This is a genomic window from Pseudomonas sp. MF7453, assembly GCF_016405455.1.
Classification (GTDB): Bacteria; Pseudomonadota; Gammaproteobacteria; order Pseudomonadales; family Pseudomonadaceae; genus Aquipseudomonas; species Aquipseudomonas paralactis.
In genome coordinates this window covers 78,259-96,241 of record NZ_JAEKCN010000003.1, presented here as the reverse complement: position 1 = coordinate 96,241, position 17,983 = coordinate 78,259, and the positions used below count along the sequence as shown (strand labels likewise).

The window sequence follows — 17,983 nt, the reverse complement described above, 5'->3', positions numbered from 1 at the left end:
ACTCCCTGGCCGTCGACCCAAGACGGACGCTTATGAACCCGAATTTTCTTGATTTCGAACAGCCGATCGCTGACCTGCAAGCCAAGATCGAAGAGCTGCGCCTGGTCGGCAATGACAATTCGCTGAATATCGGCGACGAAATCGCTCGCCTGCAAGACAAAAGCAGCACGCTCACCGAAGACATTTTCGGCAAGCTGACCAGTTGGCAGATCGCGCGCCTGGCTCGCCACCCGCGCCGTCCGTACACTCTGGACTACATCGAACATATCTTCACCGAGTTCGATGAGCTGCACGGCGACCGCCACTTCTCCGACGACGCGGCCATTGTGGGCGGTATCGCTCGCCTGGACGACCAGCCGGTAATGGTGATCGGCCATCAGAAAGGCCGTGAAGTGCGCGAGAAAGTCCGTCGCAACTTCGGTATGCCGCGTCCGGAAGGCTACCGCAAGGCGTGCCGCCTGATGGAAATGGCCGAGCGCTTCAAGATGCCGATCCTGACCTTCATCGACACGCCGGGCGCATACCCGGGTATCGACGCCGAAGAGCGCAACCAGAGTGAAGCGATTGCCTGGAACCTGCGCGTCATGGCTCGCCTGAAAACCCCGATCATCGCCACCGTAATCGGTGAAGGTGGTTCCGGCGGTGCATTGGCCATTGGTGTCTGCGACCAACTGAATATGTTGCAGTACTCGACCTACGCGGTGATCTCGCCGGAAGGTTGTGCCTCGATCCTGTGGAAAACCGCCGAAAAGGCGCCGGACGCTGCCGAAGCCATGGGCATCACCGCCGATCGCCTCAAAGGCCTGGGTATCGTGGACAAGGTCATCGCCGAGCCACTGGGCGGCGCACACCGTGATCCAGCTGCCGCTGCTGCGACCATCCGTGCCGAGTTGGGCTCGCAACTGGCGATGCTCAAGAAGCTGGATAACGAAGCGCTGCTGGCTCGTCGTTACGAGCGCCTGATGAGCTACGGCCTCTAAGTCGACGCTGTACCCAATGTGGTAGCCGGCTTGTGTGGGAGCTGGCTTGCCTGCGATAGCATCACCTTGGTATCACTGATACACCGAGGTGCCTGCATCGCGGGCAAGCCCGGCTCCCACATTTGCTTTGTGTATGCTGACGAACGTATTCCAGCTTTGCGGCGGTGACGTGTGATGAAACCAACCCTGCCGGCCACACTCCTGCACACCCTGGCCCCCTGGCGCAACGCGCCGGCCTGGCATATCGCGTTCTCCGGCGGTCTCGACTCCACCGTCCTGCTGCACCTCCTGGCCTCACTGGCCAAAATCGAAAATCTGCCTCCTGTCAGCGCCGTCCATGTCCACCATGGTCTGCAAGCTGCTGCCGATGCGTGGCCTGCTTATTGCCAATCGGTCTGCGACAGCCTGGGCGTACCTTTGCGCGTCATGCGTGTGCAGGTGAGGCCCGGCGCGAGCCTTGAACGTGCGGCGCGCGATGCGCGCTACCAAGCGTTCATGCAAATCATGGGGGCAGGGGAGGTGCTTTTCACTGGCCAGCATCGCGACGATCAAGCCGAAACCCTGCTGTTTCGCCTGCTGCGTGGCGCCGGTGTGCGAGGGTTGGCGGCTATGCCTGAGCATCGCCCCTTGGCCCAAGGCCGCTTGGTGCGGCCGTTGCTGGCGTTCTCCCGTAGCGAGCTGGAAGCCTACGCCCATCAGCATCAGTTGCAGTGGATCGAAGACCCCTCCAACGTTGATTCCCGGTTTTCCCGCAATTATCTGCGTCACCGTGTACTCCCTACCGTGACGGAGCGCTGGCCCCAGGCGATCACCCACCTGGCTCGCACGGCTGAACACATGGCTGAGGCTCAAGGGCTGCTCGACGAATTGGCGCTGATGGATCTGCAGCGTGCCGATCAGCCTTCAGCGTTTCCCTGGTTGCCTTTGCCTTCCCTGGCGCTTGCGCCGTTGCGCGAACGGTCCGATGCCCGTCAACGTAATGCCCTGCGGCATTGGCTGACACCGCTGACCCGTTTGCCCGACAGTGACCACTGGGCCGGTTGGTATGCCCTGCGCGATGCAAAGAATGATGCGCAGCCGGTGTGGCGTCTGGCCGACGGCCAACTGCATCGCAGCGGTGAGCGCATCTGGTGGTTGCCTTCATCATGGTCCGAATTTTCCCACGCACCGGTGAGCTGGCCCGATGCGCAAAACCCACTAGAGTTACCCGGCAACGGTCAACTCAGGTTCGCTGGCATGGCACCATCAGGTGTTTTGGTGATCCGTTATCGGCAGGGCGGCGAAGTCATCGAAGTGCCGGGGCGAGGTCATCGCGACCTCAAGCGCCTGCTCAACGAAAGCGGCTTGCCCGGCTTTGTCCGTGGCAGATTGCCGCTGGTCTACCGGGGTGAACAATTGCTGGCTGTCCCAACCCTTGCGGGGTCGTGGGCCAGCTCGACGGATCACGGGCAATTACATTGGTTGCCACAGACTTGCGATCAAGGTTTGAGCTGATAGCGCCTTTCCGGTAGACTACGCTCCCTTCTTGATACAACTTCTGTGGATTCGACTGAATCGCAGCAGTTGCCGATTACCAAGCAGTCTTTGCTGGGCGATTCCAAAAAATGTGTAGCGATCAACGTACCGGTGTTTCCTTGCTGGTCTGTCACAACGCGGCGGTTTTTTTGAAAGGTGCACTGTGATTAATGCAGGTGATCGGGGGCTTCGGCCTTCCTTCGCTTTCCCCGGCGGCTCGGACCGCTTTAACGCAGACTTCTAGGGTTTTTCATGACGCGCTACATATTCGTCACGGGCGGTGTTGTTTCTTCATTGGGGAAAGGCATTGCCTCCGCTTCATTGGCGGCCATCCTGGAGGCGCGGGGGCTTAAAGTCACCATGCTCAAGCTGGACCCGTACATCAACGTCGACCCGGGCACCATGAGCCCGTTCCAGCACGGTGAAGTGTTCGTCACGCATGACGGCGCAGAGACCGACCTGGACCTGGGCCACTACGAGCGGTTCATCCGCACGACCATGACCCAGAACAACAACTTCACCACAGGCCGTGTCTACGAGCACGTGCTGCGCAAAGAGCGCCGTGGTGACTACCTGGGTGCAACCATCCAGGTGATCCCGCACATCACCGACGAAATCAAGCGCCGCATCATCAAGGGTGCAGGCGATGCCGACGTGGCCATGGTCGAGATCGGCGGCACCGTGGGTGACATCGAGTCCCAACCGTTCCTCGAAGCCATCCGCCAGTTGCGTTTCGAAGTCGGCGCCAAGCGCGCGATGCTGATGCACCTGACATTGGTGCCGTACATCGCCACTGCCGGCGAAACCAAAACCAAGCCTACCCAGCACTCGGTCAAGGAGCTGCGCTCCATCGGCCTGCAGCCGGACGTGCTGGTATGCCGCTCCGATCACCCGATCGACATTTCCTCGCGCCGCAAGATCGCGCAATTCACCAACGTTGAAGAACGTGCGGTGATTGCCCTGGAAGACGCCGACACCATTTACAAGATCCCGGGCATCCTGCATTCGCAAGGGCTGGATGATTTTGTAGTCGAGCGTTTCGGCCTGCAATGCAATGGCGCGGACCTGTCCGAATGGGACGCCGTGGTCGACGCCAAGCTCAACCCTGAGCATGAAGTCACCATCGCCATGGTCGGCAAGTACATGGAACTGCTGGATGCGTACAAGTCGCTGATCGAAGCGATGAGCCACGCCGGCATCAGCAACCGTACCAAGGTCAACCTGCGCTACATCGATTCCGAAGACATCGAGAACCAGGGCACTGCGCTGCTCGAAGGTGTTGACGCGATCCTCGTTCCGGGCGGTTTCGGCCTGCGCGGCGTGGAAGGCAAGATCACCGCAGTGCAATACGCTCGCGAGAACAAGGTGCCGTACCTGGGTATCTGCCTGGGCATGCAAGTGGCCGTTATCGAGTTCGCCCGGAACGTGCTGGGCTGGAAAGACGCCAACTCCACCGAGTTCGATCACAGCAGCGGCCATCCGGTCGTGGGTTTGATCACTGAGTGGGAAGACGCTACCGGCGCCGTTGAAACCCGTACCGAAACCTCCGACCTGGGTGGCACCATGCGCCTTGGTGCGCAGGACTGCCTGCTGGAAGCCGGCTCGCTGGTACACGACTGCTACGGCAAGGACGTGATTGTCGAGCGCCATCGTCACCGCTATGAAGTGAACAACAACCTGCTGCCGCAGATCAAAGAGGCTGGCCTGAAGATTTCCGGTCGCTCCGGTGACGGCAAGCTGGTTGAAGTGGTCGAGGCTCCGGATCATCCTTGGTTCGTGGCCTGCCAGTTCCACCCGGAGTTCACCTCGACGCCGCGCGACGGTCACCCGTTGTTCAGCGGTTTCGTCAAAGCAGCACTGACGCAACATCAGAAGAAGGCGTAACCCTGATGGCCCAGAAGATCATTCGCGTAGGCGATATCGAGATTGCCAACGACAAGCCCATGGTGCTGTTCGGTGGTATGAACGTGCTGGAAAGCCGCGACATGGCGATGCAGGTCTGTGAAGAATACGTGCGCGTTACCCAGAAGCTGGGCATCCCGTACGTGTTCAAGGCCAGTTTCGACAAGGCCAACCGTTCGTCCGTGACCTCCTATCGCGGCCCGGGCCTTGAAGAAGGCATGCGGATCTTCCAGGACATCAAGCAAGCCTTCGGCGTGCCGATCATCACCGACGTCCACGAGCCTGAGCAGGCTGCCGTGGTCGCCGAGGTGTGCGACATTATCCAGTTGCCGGCCTTTCTGTCGCGCCAGACCGACCTCGTGGTCGCCATGGCCAAGACCGGCGCTGTGATCAATATCAAGAAAGCCCAGTTCCTCGCGCCCCAGGAAATGAAACATATCCTGAGCAAATGCGTGGAAGCGGGTAACGACCAGTTGATCCTGTGCGAGCGTGGTTCGAGCTTCGGCTACAACAACCTCGTGGTGGACATGCTCGGTTTCGGCATCATGAAACAGTTCGAATACCCCGTGTTCTTCGACGTGACCCACGCGCTGCAAATGCCCGGTGGTCGTTCGGACTCCGCCGGCGGGCGGCGTGCCCAGGTGACCGACCTGGCCAAGGCAGGCATGAGCCAGTCCCTGGCAGGCCTGTTCCTTGAAGCCCACCCAGACCCGGACAACGCCAAATGTGATGGCCCATGCGCCCTGCGCCTGGACAAGCTGGAGCCATTCCTGGCCCAACTCAAGCAGTTGGACGAGCTGGTCAAGAGTTTTCCGACGGTAGAGACCGCGTAACTGCCATTTCTCCGGTAGAATTTCCCACGCTTTACGCTCAGGCCCTCGGGCCTGAGCCTTGTCGTCTGCAAGCCTGCCCCGTTGTTCCACCCTTGCGGTCGGTCAAAAGATTTCCTTCAGCTGCGTCGTTTTCGTCAACTTTGGAGTGTTTACAACAATGGCAAAAATCGTCGACATCAAAGGTCGTGAAGTTCTCGACTCCCGTGGCAACCCCACCGTCGAAGCCGACGTGCTTCTCGATAACGGCATCATCGGCAGCGCCTGTGCGCCGTCCGGTGCTTCCACCGGTTCGCGCGAAGCGCTGGAACTGCGTGATGGCGACAAGAGCCGTTACCTGGGCAAGGGTGTACTCAAGGCTGTAGCCAACATCAACGGTCCGATTCGTGACCTGTTGCTGGGCAAGGACCCGCTGGACCAGAAAGCTCTGGACCACGCGATGATCAAGCTCGACGGCACTGAAAACAAAGGCAGCCTCGGCGCCAATGCGATCCTCGCTGTGTCCCTGGCCGCCGCCAAGGCAGCAGCCCAGGACCAGGACCTGCCGTTGTACGCGCACATCGCCAACCTGAACGGCACCCCGGGCGTCTACTCGATGCCGGTGCCGATGATGAACATCATCAACGGTGGCGAGCACGCGGATAACAACGTCGACATCCAGGAATTCATGGTGCAGCCGGTAGGTGCCAAGTCCTTCTCCGAAGGCCTGCGCATGGGCACCGAGATTTTCCATCACCTCAAGGCTGTACTGAAGGCCCGTGGCCTGAGCACCGCCGTGGGTGACGAAGGTGGTTTCGCACCAAACCTGGCCTCCAACGAAGATGCACTGAAAGTCATCTCCGAAGCTGTGGCCAATGCCGGCTACAAACTGGGCACCGATGTGACCCTGGCTCTGGACTGCGCGGCCAGCGAATTATACGAAGATGGCAAGTACAACCTGTCCGGCGAAGGCCAGGTGTTCAACTCCGAAGGTTTCGCTGAATACCTGAAGGGCTTGACCCAGCGCTACCCGATCATCTCGATCGAAGACGGCCTGGACGAGTCCGATTGGGATGGCTGGAAAATCCTTACCGACAAGATCGGCGAGAAAATCCAGCTGGTGGGCGACGACCTGTTCGTTACCAACACCAAGATCCTGAAAGAGGGCATCGACAAGAAGATCGCCAACTCGATCCTGATCAAGTTCAACCAGATCGGTACCTTGACCGAAACCCTGGAAGCTATCCAGATGGCCAAGGCTGCGGGCTACACCGCTGTGATCTCCCACCGCTCCGGCGAAACCGAAGATTCCACCATTGCCGACCTGGCCGTGGGTACTTCGGCTGGCCAGATCAAGACCGGTTCCCTGTGCCGTTCCGATCGCGTTTCCAAGTACAACCAATTGCTGCGCATCGAAGAGCAATTGGCAGGTAAAGCCAAGTACAACGGTCGCGGCGAGTTTCGCGGCTAAGCAGTAAATGGTAAAAAGTCGGCAGATGGCGTCAGAAATCTCACGAAAATGTGAATTTCGGCGCTAATCTGCTGACTGACAAGCGCAAGCCTGGTTTTTCCAGGCTTTGTGCTATCAGTTGCTGCAAAAGGTTTGCATGACTGTCTTTTTTCACTGGATACCCGGATTTCGATGCGCAGTCCCAATTGGTTGTTCCTCGTCTTGCTCTTGTTGCTGGCTGGCCTGCAGTACCGCCTATGGGTCGGTAATGGCAGCTTTGCGCAGGTGGAAGAACTGACCCAGCAAATTGCCGACCAGCGTGCTGAAAACGAACGCCTGCTGGAGCGCAACCGTGTCCTGGACGCCGAAGTGCTTGAATTGAAAAAAGGCACGGAGACCGTTGAAGAGCGGGCACGTCATGAGCTGGGCATGGTCAAGGAGGGCGAAACCCTCTATCAGTTGGCCCAATGAACCACGATCTACCGGCCTTCTGGGCCGTGATTCCTGCCGCGGGCGTCGGTGCCCGTATGGCCGCGGACCGTCCCAAGCAATACCTGCAACTGGGCGGGCGCACTATTCTCGAACATAGCCTTGGCTGTTTTCTCGACCACCCCTCGCTCAAGGGCCTGGTGGTCAGTCTTGCTGTTGATGATCCCTATTGGCCCACCCTGACGTGCGCCACTGACCCGCGTATCCAGCGTGCGGACGGTGGCTCGGAGCGCTCGGGTTCGGTGCTCAACGCGCTGCTGCACCTCAATGCCTTGGGCGCTGGTGACGATGACTGGGTGCTGGTGCACGATGCTGCGCGACCTAACCTGAGCCGTGATGATCTGGACAAACTCCTGGCCGAACTGGCGGATGACCCGGTGGGTGGCCTACTGGCAGTGCCCGCTCGCGACACGCTCAAGCGCGTCGACAAGCACGGCCGCGTGGTAGAAACGGTTGATCGCAGCCTGATCTGGCAGGCTTACACGCCGCAGATGTTTCGTCTGGGCGCGTTGCACCGTGCCCTGGCTGACAGCCTGGTAGCCGATGCGGTGATCACCGACGAAGCTTCGGCCATGGAATGGTCTGGCCAGGCGCCGCGGCTGGTGGAGGGGCGTGCGGACAACATCAAGGTCACCCGCCCTGAAGACCTTGAGTGGCTGCGTCAGCGGCGTGCTTATCAAACGTCTTGATCCTCAGTTGCTGACCTGCTCCAACCCGGGCTGAGCGTCCAGCTCGCTTACCAGTGCCTCGATGTTGTCGAATGGCTTTTGATCGATAGACCAGCCGGACGCATTGATAAAGAATCGGCCCTCCTGACTGTTGATTCTGAAACTGCGCAGTTCCCCGCGTCGCGAACGATAGTCAATGTGGCTGGCCCCGGTGAGCATGAATTGGCCCGGGAGTGCCAGCAGTGCCTGGGCCGACTTCACTACTCGACTGTGCGAAGGGCCGGGCTGTGGTTCCATTGAGTGCTGCAACGCGGCAGGATCAACACGCAAGACCAGGTTGGCCTTGACCGTGCCTTCCCCTTTGTTCAGGCCCAGGCTGGCAGTGCGCCCCGGATCGACTTCGATGCCCAAGGGGCGGGCACCCACTCTATCTTCTATCCGCAGGCCGATGCTGCCAGTGAGTTCGGCAATCCCGGGGATATCCTTGAAAGTGTTGGTATGGGTATCGCCCACCAAGGCTACCCATTTTCCTGGTTGGCGCTTGGTGGTCTGCACCCACTCAATCACCTCGGTGGCGTAATAGTTCATCATCCGCTGGCGAAGGGTACCCGCGCTGTCGCGCATATCGCGAAGCACGTAGCTTGCGGTGCAGTCGATCGGCTGGATCTTGATCCCGGCGTCTCTGGCTTTGGTAACGACGTTTCTGAATGAGTAATAGTGATTGCGGGGCAGTGGGTAGATTCCATTCAGAAAATTCGTCAGCTCCTGGGGCATGGGCGCGTTCTTTGACCGATAAAACGCTTTCAACGGCGGAATATGTACATCGGTCAGCAGATGTTCGAAGTAGATGCGTTTCACGCCTTTGCTGGCGAGTAGCTGCATATTGTCGATCAGAAAGGCTTTGCTCGTTTCTGCGCTGTGGCTTTCGCCGATCACGAGGCCGTCACTGGCGCGCAGCAGTTTCTCAATAATGCTTTGCTGTGACTCATTCAGACTCAAGCGGGGGATTACCGGCTGCAGGGGCGAATAAGGTAGGTAGTTAAAGAAGAGCGCCGAATCCTGATCTAATAGGTTTCTTTTCTCAAAGAACAGTTTTCGCGTGTTTTTGATCGATTGTTCACCCGTACCGAAGGGCTCGAAGTCTTCCGAAAATGAGCTGCTGTCAGTGAGCATGTCCGCCAGGGTGTCTCTAGCGTGCGAAGGCATCTCATAGGTACTGAAGAAACTTCGGTTTTCGGTGTCGCTGAATAATCTGTACACCCGTTGCCAGGCATTGCGAAATGCCCCACCTCCGGCCAGACCGGCACGGCGCCATTGCAGGTCGCTGCTCTGAATAGCGTAGAGACCCGTGGATTGAATTGTCTCGGGCGCTTCTGGATTGTTCACGAAGAGCTCAAAAAAGCCCCAGTCATTCGGTTTTTTGTAGGTCAGGAAGGTCTCGCCCTGAATCTTTACGGACTGCAAGCCGCTGGGGGGTGTTGCCGCGACCAGAGGGCGAGTTTCTGTCTGGATGGGCGCAGGGGGCAGAGTGGTGACTCTGACACTGATCAGGCCCTCCTCTGTTCGCGTGGCTTGGCCAAGCGCAGGGCGCAACGCCTCAAGACTGCTCGCTCCTGTGCTGATGCCGTGGATAACCACCGGTAGTGCGTTCAGAGCGCCGAACACCATGCGCTCTATGGCGTGGGGTTTGTCTTTGAATACATCATCAGCACCGATGGCCATTCCAGCCAAACCTGATGTTACGAAGCAAAACTCCGCGAGTAGCGCCGTGCCCATGGTCAGCGCCACGGGGATTGCCAGCAGGCAGGCTTTTTCCAGGGCGTCGAGGGTGTCGGCCTTGAACGTGTCCAGGGGCGAGACAATGGTTTTCGCTGCCAGTTTTGCAATGCGAGTGCGGATCTGCCGCGCGATAAATGCAAATGGGTCACTTCTGAGCGCCGGATACGTGGGGTTATTAATGTATTGCTCGGGGTCCCAGTAGCCATTGCGCAATAAACTGTTGAAAAGACCGGGTGGGCTGGAGGGTTCCGGGTACATCGCCATACCGATCAATGCTTCCTCGACACCACTGTAGAGCAGGCCGGAGTCAATCGAGTCGGGCTCAAAGTGGGTGGTCAGGGCTTTGCGCTGGGTCGGGTCCCTTGCAGCTTTCACCAGCGCATTGCGCATGTCCGTAGGGGTGTTGAAACCATGGATGGGGGAGGAGTTTCCCGGGATGTACAGCAGGGTGATCTGGCTCTGATTGTCGGTAATCGTAAGGATGTCGGTGGCTTCGTACTGATGAATGCGCAGCACGCGCAGAGACAGGTTTGCATCCGATGAATAGGGTGCTTGAAAGTCCTCCAGGGTCAGGTTGCTGGCGTCCTTGTCGATGCCGATCCCTGCGGCCCGGGCGGCCAACTGCCTTTCTGCCTGGGTGAGGGTGAATTCCTCGTATTGATTGAGGTAGGCCTTGGTGAATGCAATGCGCATCAGGGTTGTGTAGTTGTCCCGGTGTTCGCTCCAGAACCGAGTGATGGCATTGTCGTAAACGTCTTCGAAGTCGCTGGAGTGAACAATCTTTCTGAAAATAGCAGGCGCGAGTTCCAGTTGTGTGGTCGGGCCGTAGACCTGAGGTTCACTTTGCCGGTAGAGCGCCTCATACCGCCTGGGGGGAATCCAGCTGGAAGTAATGAACTCTTCGTTGAACATTTGCGGGATGCGGTTATCCATCAGGCGCGGCAGTTCACTCACGATATGGAAGTACGGCGCGGTGGTAGAAAAGCCCGTGGTGTTGATCATGCCGCCAGGAGCATGGGGGGCATCACAGATCATGGCCTCGATCAGGCTCATGGATTGGACGATCACTGCGGTGTAGGGCGCATTGGGATTGTCGAGGTTGTATTCCAAAGTGGTCAGAAACGTAGTGTCCGGGTCCAGTTGTTCCTGGGTGAAGGGTTGCAGATGCTCGTCAAGCAATTGGGCGGCGATAGCGCTGGGCACCGGAAAGTCGGCGAGGACCTTACGGACAAAATGATTGATATGCTGCAGTTGCTGGGCGTTGGACGTCATGGACTTGCCTGGTTTTTCAATGAGAGCGGCTATTAACCGGTATCCAGGCAATAAATAGACGGTAGCTGTTTATGCTCGATAGACCGGATTGTCACCCAAGCCTTCTTTGAGAAAGTCCACCAGCTTCCTGACCTTGGGCGACAAATGCCGCTGCTGTGGGTACAGCGCCCACACCGCCGTATTCGGTGGTTGATGCGCCTCCAGCAACGACACCAGTGCCCCGCTGTGCAAATGCTCCAGCACGTAATAGTCCGGCAACTGGCACAAACCCACACCTTGCAGTGCCGCATCCAACACCGCCTGCCCACTGTTACAGCGCCAGTTCCCCTGAACCCTTTGAGAAAATTCCCGCCCGTCCTGGGCCAGTTGCCAGATATCCGAACTGCCGATCAGGCAGTTATGCCGACTCAATTCCGACAAGCTGTGTGGCCGGCCATACCTTTCCAGGTAGGAAGGGGAGGCGCACAGGTACATGCGCCGAGGTGCCAGGCGGCTGGCGACCATGCGCGAGTCTTGCAGGCGACCCAGGCGGATTGCCAAATCCAGACCCTCATGCACCAGATCCAGTTGGCGGTTGCTCAGTTCGATATCGACCCGCAATTGCGGATAGAGCCCCATGAACCGGGTCACCAGTGGCACGATGAAGCGCTCGCCGTAGGCCACTGCGCAGGTCATGCGCAACATGCCCTTGGGTTCGCTGGTGAGGTCGCCTACAGCCCGCAGGGCTTCTTCGCGACCGTCCTGCAAACGCTGGCAATGCTGCAAAAACGTCTGACCTGCTTCGGTCAGCGTCACCTTGCGCGTACTGCGATACAACAGGCGCGTTTGCAACCGCTCTTCCAGGCGTGCCACCTGCCGGCTTATATGCGACGACGACACGCCCAGGCGCTCGGCCGCCGCAGTGAATTGGCTGCATTCGGCCACAGCAACGAATTCGTCGATGCCTTCCCAGCGGTTTTCCAGCATGGTCATTATCCCTGTACAGCAATAAAGTTTTGCTTTTGCCTGGATTATTAATCAGGCAGCCATGTTTTACACTCCTGCCATCAATTTTGAACCCCCTGGAGAAACCCGGATGATCAAGTCTCGCGCCGCCGTAGCCTTCGAAGCCAAGAAGCCCCTTGAGATTGTTGAAGTGGACGTCGCCATGCCCAAGGCCGGCGAGGTGCTGTTGCGGGTGGTTGCTTCCGGCGTGTGCCACACCGACGCCTATACGTTGTCGGGTGCGGACCCGGAAGGCATTTTCCCCTCGATCCTGGGGCACGAAGGCGGCGCAGTGGTTGAAGCCATCGGCGAGGGCGTAACCTCGGTCGCTGTGGGCGATCATGTGATCCCGCTGTACACCCCGGAATGCGGCAAGTGCAAATTCTGCCTGTCGGGCAAGACCAACCTGTGCCAGGCCATCCGCTCTACCCAGGGCAAAGGCTTGATGCCGGATGGCACCACGCGTTTTTCCTACAAGGGTCAGCCGATTTTCCACTACATGGGCACGTCGACGTTCTCCGAGTACACCGTGTTGCCGGAAATCTCCGTGGCCAAGATTGCTAAAGACGCGCCGCTGGAAAAGGTCTGCCTGCTCGGTTGCGGCGTCACCACAGGCATCGGCGCAGTGCTCAACACCGCCAAGGTCAAGCCGGGCGACACCGTGGCTATCTTCGGCCTCGGCGGTATTGGCCTGTCGGCGGTGATCGGCGCGGTCAAGGCCAAGGCCGGTCGTATCATCGCCATCGACATCAACCCTGCCAAGTTCGAAATTGCCAAGCAACTGGGGGCTACCGACTGCATCAACCCGAAAGACTACGACCGCCCAATCCAGGACGTGATTGTCGATTTGACCGATGGCGGCGTGGACTTTTCCTTTGAGTGCATCGGCAATGTGCAACTGATGCGTGCGGCCCTTGAGTGCTGCCATAAAGGCTGGGGCGAATCGGTAATCATCGGCGTGGCCGGTGCAGGCCAGGAGATCGCTACGCGTCCGTTCCAGCTGGTCACCGGGCGTGTCTGGCGCGGTTCGGCATTCGGTGGCGTGCGTGGCCGTACGGAATTGCCAAGCTACGTGGAAATGGCCCAGACCGGTGAGATCCCACTGGACACCTTCATCACCCACACCATGGGCCTGGAAGACATCAACAAAGCGTTTGATCTGATGCATGAAGGCAAGAGCATTCGTACCGTCATTCACTTCTGAGGTCGGCCATGAGTCTGGAAAACCTGTCATGCCAGAAGAGCTTCGGCGGCTGGCATAAACGCTACAAGCATCATTCCGATGTGCTCGGTTGCGACATGACCTTCGCCGTCTATCTGCCGCCGCAAGCAGAGCAGGGCGGTAAGTTGCCGGTGCTGTACTGGCTGTCCGGCTTGACCTGCACCGATGAGAACTTCATGCAGAAAGCCGGCGCCCAGCGTGTGGCCGCCGAGCTGGGCCTGATTATCGTTGCACCGGACACCAGCCCCCGCGGCCCCGGTGTGCCGGACGATCCGGACAACGCCTGGGATTTTGGCCTCGGCGCCGGTTTCTATCTGAACGCCACTCAGGAGCCCTGGGCCAAGCACTATCGGATGCATGACTACGTGGTGCAGGAGTTACCGGCCCTGGTGGAGGCGCATTTCCCGGCGTCGGATAAACGCGGCATCAGCGGTCACTCCATGGGTGGACATGGTGCGCTGGTATGCGCGCTGCGCAACCCGGGCCGCTACCAATCGGTGTCGGCGTTTTCGCCGATCAACAATCCGATGGACTGCCCCTGGGGCCAAAAAGCCTTTTCCCGTTACTTGGGTGAAGAGCGCTCCAAGTGGCGTGAATGGGATGCCTGCGTGCTGATCAGTGAGGCCTCGCAAAAGTTGCCGTTGCTGGTGGACCAGGGCGATCGCGATGATTTCCTGGCGGTTCAGCTTAAACCTGAAGCCCTGCTGCAAGCGGCCAAGGCGGCCAACCATCCGTTGGAACTGCGCCTGCAACCTGGCTACGACCACAGCTACTTTTTCATCGCCAGCTTCATCGAAGACCATTTGCGCCATCATGGGCGTGCTTTGCTCGGTTAATGTGAGGCAAAAGTAGGTAGAATCACGCCCTGAATTAAATCGGGGCGTTTTTTTATGCGTATTGGCCACGGCTACGATGTGCACCGTTTCGCTGAGGGCGATTTCATTACCTTGGGCGGCGTGCGCATTGCACACCATCATGGGTTACTGGCTCATTCCGACGGCGATGTTGTCTTGCATGCCTTGAGCGATGCTTTGCTCGGCGCGGCAGCATTGGGTGATATCGGCAAGCACTTCCCCGACACCGATCCGACCTTCAAGGGCGCGGACAGCCGTGTGTTGCTGCGCCATGTGGTCGGTTTGATCCATGCCAAGGGCTGGAAGGTCGGCAACGTCGACAACACCATTGTGGCCCAGACGCCCAAAATGGCGCCCCATATCGAAGCGATGCGCGCGCTGATTGCCGCAGACCTGCAAATTGAACTGGATCAAGTCAACGTGAAAGCCACCACCACCGAAAAGCTCGGTTTTACCGGTCGTGAAGAGGGCATCGCCGTGCACTCCGTTGCCTTGTTGCTGCGCGCATGAACGACTTGCAACTGCTGGGCCCACGGGCCTACGGCGAGGCCCTGGGCAGCGCGGTGCTGAAGGCGACGGCAGAAGACTTCCAGGTTGATGAGGTGCTGGATATTCCGCTGACCGGTGACGGTGAGCACCTGTGGCTGTGGGTGGAAAAGCGCGGCTTGAATACGGAAGAGGCCGCACGGCGTATCGCCAGGGCGGCCGGCGTACCGCTGCGCACCGTCAGCTATGCCGGGCTCAAGGATCGTCAGGCCCTGACGCGCCAGTGGTTCAGCGTGCAGTTGCCCGGCAAGGCCGACCCGGACATGAGCGGCGCCGAAAACGACACCCTCAAGATTCTGAAAACCACCCGGCACAAGCGCAAGTTGCAACGTGGTGCCCATTCGGCCAACGGCTTTACCTTGCGCCTGACCCAGCTGACCGGCGACACCGCCGCCATTGACGCGCGCCTGCAGTTGATTGCCCGGCATGGCATTCCCAATTATTTCGGCGCCCAGCGCTTCGGCCACAACGGCGGTAACGTCGTGGATGCCCGTGAATGGGCTGCTCGCAAGGCGCTGCCGGAGCAGCGCAATGTGCGTTCGCGGTTGTTGTCCACCGCCCGTAGCTACTTGTTCAACAAAGTGCTGGCAGCGCGTGTCGCCGACGGTTCCTGGCAGCGCGCCCAGGTGGGCGACCTGCTGGCCTTTACCGACAGTCGCAGTTTTTTCCCGGCCGGTGAGGCTGAGTGCAGCGACCCGCGCCTGGCGATCCTGGACCTGCACCCGACAGGCCCACAGTGGGGCGAAGGTGACTCGCCGGCGAAAGGTCTTACACATGAGTTGGAACAATCTGTCGCTGCCAGCGAAGCCGACCTACGTGATTGGCTGGTGAATGCGGGAATGAGCCAGGAACGTCGCATTCTGCGACTGCCCATTGGCGGGTTGACGTGGCATTATCCCGGGCCTGACATTCTGCAATTGGAATTCGTCCTGCCGGCCGGATGCTTCGCCACTGTCTTGGTGCGCGAGCTTGTTGATCTGGTGCCGGTGGGGCAGACGGACAGCCCATGCGTATTCTGATATCAAACGATGACGGTGCCACCGCACCCGGTCTTGCCGCGCTCTATGCTGCGCTGCAGGATTACGCCGAGTGCGTGGTGGTTGCCCCCGACCAGGACAAGAGCGGCGCCAGCAGTTCGCTGACGCTCGACCGTCCGTTGCACCCGCAGGTTCTGGCCAATGGCTTTATCAGCGTAAACGGCACCCCCACCGACTGCGTGCATTTGGCAATCAACAGTTTGCTGGAGCATGAGCCGGACCTGGTAGTCTCGGGGATCAACCTGGGCGCCAACCTGGGCGATGACGTGCTGTATTCCGGCACCGTGGCGGCGGCCCTTGAAGGGCGCTTCCTGGGACGCACCGCGTTCGCCTTTTCCTTTGCCTCGCGGCAACTGGATAACCTGGCGACTGCCGCGTATTACGCGCGCAAGCTGGTGGAGGCCCACGGGTCTCTGGACCTGCCGCCGCGTACGGTACTCAACGTCAATATTCCCAACCTGCCCCTCGATCATATCCGCGGCATCCAGCTGACGCGCCTGGGCCATCGCGCCCGAGCGGCGGCGCCTCTGAAGGTGGTCGACCCGCGCGGCAAGGAAGGCTATTGGATCGCCGCGGCCGGTGATGCCGAGGATGGCGGGGAGGGCACGGATTTTCATGCGGTGATGCAAGGCTATGTGTCAATTACCCCGTTGCAATTGGATCGCACCTTCAGTGATGCCTTCAGTGGCCTCGATGGCTGGCTGGAGGGACTGCGTTGATGGCTCGTGAACAAGACGACTTGTTGCGCCGTGGTATCGGCATGACTTCCCAGCGCACCCGGGAGCGGCTGATCCAGCGTCTGTACGAAGAAGGCTTGTCCAACGCCCAGGTGCTGGAAGTAATCCGGCGCACGCCGCGACACCTGTTTGTCGATGAGGCCCTGGCGCATCGCGCCTATGAAGACACGGCGTTGCCCATCGGCCACAACCAGACCATCTCCCAGCCCTACATGGTTGCGCGCATGAGCGAGCTGTTGTTGGCGGCCGGGCCCCTGGACAAGGTGCTGGAGATCGGCACCGGCTCCGGCTACCAGACAGCCGTGCTGTCGCAGTTGGTAGAGCGGGTGTTTTCGGTGGAGCGCATCAAGGTGCTGCAGGACCGTGCCAAGGAGCGTCTGGTCGAACTGAACCTGCGCAACGTGGTGTTTCGTTGGGGCGATGGGTGGGAAGGCTGGCCGGCGCTGGCGCCGTACAACGGCATTATCGTCACCGCCGTGGCCACCGACGTACCTCAAGCCCTGTTGGACCAATTGGCGCCTGGCGGGCGGCTGGTCATCCCGGTGGGCTCCGGCGAAGTGCAACAGTTGATGCTTATTATCCGCGAGGAAGAAGGCTTTTCCCGGCATGTACTGGGCGCAGTGCGCTTTGTGCCGCTGCTGAATGGCCCCCTGGCCTGAGCATTTATTTCCGGGCAGTGAATTCTGCTGGCGAGGATGTGTCTTACGCCGGGGTCTATTGAATCAACAGGCTGGGCACTCGGAATTAAACATGATGAATTTTTCGTTTCAGTCGTGTGCCAGTAAAAAGCCAATGCCCAGTTATACTTGCGTCATATTTCAAGCCTGATACAGGCGTTAACGTTCAGCCACCACAAAGGGAGCGGCGGGTGAGTCTCACAGGTCCTGCGCAGCGAATGAGTAAAACAAGCTTTCAGCGACTGGTGCTTGGCCTTGTCTTGAGTTCCTTATTGGCCGCCTGTTCGAGCACGCCATCGGGCGGCGCGCGTGTCGTTGACCGCACTAAAGCGGCACCGCAGCGGCCCACGGTGACCACCGGCCAGTATGTGGTGCGCAAGGGCGACACACTGTTCTCCATTGCCTTCCGTTATGGCTGGGACTACAAGGCGCTGGCCGCCCGTAACAACATTCCCGTGCCCTATACGATTCATCCAGGGCAGACCATTCGTTTCGATGGCCGTCCAGGTTCGGCGCCTACGGCAGTTGTGACAAAGTCGGGATCTTCGTCATCGTCTTCGAGCAAAACCACCATCATCACCCGGCCTGCGGGCAGTGCTGCGCCTAGCGTTACAAGCAAGCCCGCACCCGCGCCGTTGCCACCTGCAGGGCCGGCGCCGACCGGCTGGGGATGGCCTTCAAACGGAGTGCTGATTGGAAAATTCTCTTCAAACGGTAGTTTGAATAAAGGCATTGATATCGCCGGGGATTTGGGACAGCCTGTTTTGGCTGCGTCTGATGGGACAGTGGTGTACGCCGGGAGTGGTCTACGGGGCTACGGCGAGCTGGTCATCATCAAACACAGCGATACCTACGTCAGTGCCTACGGTCATAACCGCAGGCTGTTGGTTCGGGAGGGGCAGCAGGTCAAGGTCGGACAGACAATTGCCGAAATGGGTTCAACGGGTACAGACCGGGTGAAACTGCACTTTGAGATTCGCCGCCAAGGGAAACCTGTAGATCCGCTGCAATTCCTGCCCCGTCGTTGATGTGTTGCACAGCCTGTTCCCTCACGTAGAAGGA

At 59.3% G+C, this 17,983-nt stretch carries 16 protein-coding genes; 14 read left to right on the top strand and 2 right to left on the bottom strand.

Features of this window, described 5'->3' with window-relative positions; genetic code table 11:
- The first annotated feature begins 32 nt into the window (after window positions 1-32).
- From JFT63_RS06285 to ispD, 7 genes are all read left to right on the top strand, one after another.
- Window positions 33-980, top strand: a complete 948-nt coding sequence (locus JFT63_RS06285; protein WP_003189182.1) for an acetyl-CoA carboxylase carboxyltransferase subunit alpha — start codon at window positions 33-35, stop codon at window positions 978-980.
- Window positions 981-1,154: 174 nt separating this feature from the next.
- Complete coding sequence (gene tilS / locus JFT63_RS06280; RefSeq protein WP_198843609.1) at window positions 1,155-2,474, top strand: tRNA lysidine(34) synthetase TilS; 1,320 nt, start codon at window positions 1,155-1,157, stop codon at window positions 2,472-2,474.
- 273 nt (window positions 2,475-2,747) lie between these two features.
- A complete protein-coding gene (locus JFT63_RS06275) occupies window positions 2,748-4,379 on the top strand; it encodes a CTP synthase (RefSeq protein ID WP_057701305.1) in 1,632 nt (543 codons plus the stop codon).
- Between the two features lie 5 nt (window positions 4,380-4,384).
- Window positions 4,385-5,230, top strand: coding sequence for a 3-deoxy-8-phosphooctulonate synthase (gene kdsA / locus JFT63_RS06270; RefSeq protein ID WP_003189190.1), 846 nt, complete (start codon window positions 4,385-4,387; stop codon window positions 5,228-5,230).
- 157 nt (window positions 5,231-5,387) lie between these two features.
- Entirely contained in the window at window positions 5,388-6,677 is a 1,290-nt protein-coding gene (gene eno / locus JFT63_RS06265) for a phosphopyruvate hydratase (RefSeq protein ID WP_198843608.1), read from the top strand.
- Between the two features lie 171 nt (window positions 6,678-6,848).
- Window positions 6,849-7,127: a cell division protein FtsB gene (gene ftsB / locus JFT63_RS06260; protein ID WP_003189195.1), complete on the top strand. Its 279-nt coding sequence runs from the start codon at window positions 6,849-6,851 to the stop codon at window positions 7,125-7,127.
- The gene (gene ispD, locus JFT63_RS06255; protein ID WP_057701303.1) at window positions 7,124-7,834 is read left to right on the top strand and encodes a 2-C-methyl-D-erythritol 4-phosphate cytidylyltransferase; all 711 of its coding nucleotides are present in this window, start codon (window positions 7,124-7,126) and stop codon (window positions 7,832-7,834) included. Before ftsB ends, ispD begins: the two co-directional genes overlap by 4 nt.
- 3 nt (window positions 7,835-7,837) lie before the next feature.
- Here the strand turns inward: ispD and JFT63_RS06250 are convergent, their stop codons facing one another.
- Window positions 7,838-10,864, bottom strand: a complete 3,027-nt coding sequence (locus JFT63_RS06250) for a membrane-targeted effector domain-containing toxin (RefSeq protein WP_198843607.1) — start codon at window positions 10,862-10,864, stop codon at window positions 7,838-7,840.
- 69 nt (window positions 10,865-10,933) lie between these two features.
- The gene (locus JFT63_RS06245; protein ID WP_057701301.1) at window positions 10,934-11,830 is read right to left on the bottom strand and encodes a LysR substrate-binding domain-containing protein; all 897 of its coding nucleotides are present in this window, start codon (window positions 11,828-11,830) and stop codon (window positions 10,934-10,936) included.
- 109 nt (window positions 11,831-11,939) lie between these two features.
- Between JFT63_RS06245 and JFT63_RS06240 the strand changes: the two genes are divergently transcribed.
- The 7 genes from JFT63_RS06240 (at window position 11,940) to JFT63_RS06210 (ending at window position 17,949) form a co-directional block, all read left to right on the top strand.
- Entirely contained in the window at window positions 11,940-13,052 is a 1,113-nt protein-coding gene (locus tag JFT63_RS06240; protein ID WP_057701300.1) for an S-(hydroxymethyl)glutathione dehydrogenase/class III alcohol dehydrogenase, read from the top strand.
- Window positions 13,053-13,060: 8 nt separating this feature from the next.
- Window positions 13,061-13,906: an S-formylglutathione hydrolase gene (fghA, locus tag JFT63_RS06235; RefSeq protein ID WP_057701299.1), complete on the top strand. Its 846-nt coding sequence runs from the start codon at window positions 13,061-13,063 to the stop codon at window positions 13,904-13,906.
- 54 nt (window positions 13,907-13,960) lie between these two features.
- A complete protein-coding gene (gene ispF, locus JFT63_RS06230; RefSeq protein ID WP_198843606.1) occupies window positions 13,961-14,434 on the top strand; it encodes a 2-C-methyl-D-erythritol 2,4-cyclodiphosphate synthase in 474 nt (157 codons plus the stop codon).
- On the top strand, window positions 14,431-15,489 hold the full coding sequence (truD, locus tag JFT63_RS06225; RefSeq protein WP_198843605.1) for a tRNA pseudouridine(13) synthase TruD: 1,059 nt from the start codon (window positions 14,431-14,433) through the stop codon (window positions 15,487-15,489). Before ispF ends, truD begins: the two co-directional genes overlap by 4 nt.
- Window positions 15,477-16,226 carry a 5'/3'-nucleotidase SurE gene (gene surE / locus JFT63_RS06220; RefSeq protein ID WP_057701296.1) on the top strand — a complete coding sequence of 250 codons (750 nt, stop codon included), beginning with the start codon at window positions 15,477-15,479 and terminating at the stop codon, window positions 16,224-16,226. The genes truD and surE overlap by 13 nt, the downstream gene beginning before the upstream one ends.
- 41 nt (window positions 16,227-16,267) lie before the next feature.
- The gene (locus tag JFT63_RS06215; RefSeq protein WP_010176736.1) at window positions 16,268-16,903 is read left to right on the top strand and encodes a protein-L-isoaspartate(D-aspartate) O-methyltransferase; all 636 of its coding nucleotides are present in this window, start codon (window positions 16,268-16,270) and stop codon (window positions 16,901-16,903) included.
- Between the two features lie 209 nt (window positions 16,904-17,112).
- Window positions 17,113-17,949 carry a peptidoglycan DD-metalloendopeptidase family protein gene (locus JFT63_RS06210; RefSeq protein WP_198843604.1) on the top strand — a complete coding sequence of 279 codons (837 nt, stop codon included), beginning with the start codon at window positions 17,113-17,115 and terminating at the stop codon, window positions 17,947-17,949.
- Window positions 17,950-17,983 lie beyond the last annotated feature (34 nt).